We start from the raw sequence: 878 nt of genomic DNA on the forward strand, positions 1-878 counted from the left end.
CACTAATGTGACTGTCACGGCTATCTACAAACTGCAACACGAAATTCTGGCAGGGGTAATTATTTGTCAGCATTTTCCTTGTTCGATAGCGCGTGTTTGCACATGATTTGCTTTATGGCTATGATGTGGCTACAGGTAATCAGAAGGAGGGTAAAAATGGACATCAGTACAATTGCTCAGGCAAAAAATCATTTACCTAAACTCATCCATGCAGCAGAGGCCGGTGATGACATACGCATTTCACGTCATGGCAAACTGGTAGCGGTAATAATTTCTGCAGAACGTTATCAACAACACTTCAATTCAGGAACAGGCATTTTTCAAGCCATTATGGAGTGGCGGGAAAAACAATCGGCTCTGGATCTTACCGATACGGAGGTCGATAGTTGGCGAGACCGCGCAGTTGCACGGGAATTTTCATGGGAATGAAGTACTTGCTTGACACTAATGTCCTGTCTGAACCCACCAAGCCACAGCCTAACCTGCATGTACTGGATAGGCTTGAGCAGTATAACGGGCAATACTGCACGGCTGTGACGGTCTGGCATGAATTGAATTACGGCGTGGCACGCATGGCAGACTCAAGACGTAAACAAGACCTGATTACATACCTCAAGTCGCTTGAGCAAAGCGGTTTAATTATCTTGCCTTACGAAAAAAATGCAGGGCTATGGCTCGCTCAGGAGCGAGGAAGGCTTGCAAAACAGGGCGTGACCATCCCGATTATGGATGGCGAAATTGCAGCTATCGCCGCAACCTGTAAACTTGTGCTGGTTACGCGCAATGTGAATGACTTTACAATTTATGATGAACTGCTAGTGCAGAACTGGTTTGTGGCTTAGAGATGGTTGAGGCGACAGATTCTCTGACACCGGGGG

Annotated in this window: 2 protein-coding genes; both read left to right on the forward strand. The window is 46.7% G+C overall.

The window, feature by feature from the left end:
• Positions 1-156 precede the first annotated feature (156 nt).
• Positions 157-429, forward strand: a complete 273-nt coding sequence (locus IV91_RS0112480; protein WP_031598927.1) for a type II toxin-antitoxin system Phd/YefM family antitoxin — start codon at positions 157-159, stop codon at positions 427-429.
• On the forward strand, positions 420-842 hold the full coding sequence (locus tag IV91_RS0112485) for a type II toxin-antitoxin system VapC family toxin (protein WP_031598929.1): 423 nt from the start codon (positions 420-422) through the stop codon (positions 840-842). The genes IV91_RS0112480 and IV91_RS0112485 overlap by 10 nt, the downstream gene beginning before the upstream one ends.
• Positions 843-878 lie beyond the last annotated feature (36 nt).

This window comes from Ferrovum myxofaciens (genome assembly GCF_000735045.1).
Lineage (GTDB): Bacteria > Pseudomonadota > Gammaproteobacteria > Burkholderiales > Ferrovaceae > Ferrovum > Ferrovum myxofaciens.

Bases quoted from the DNA above. Each gene is read 5' to 3' on its own strand.
- IV91_RS0112480 (WP_031598927.1), top strand. From the start codon at position 157: ATGGACATCAGTACAATTGCTCAGGCAAAAAATCATTTACCTAAACTC.
- IV91_RS0112485 (WP_031598929.1), top strand. From the start codon at position 420: ATGGGAATGAAGTACTTGCTTGACACTAATGTCCTGTCTGAACCCACC.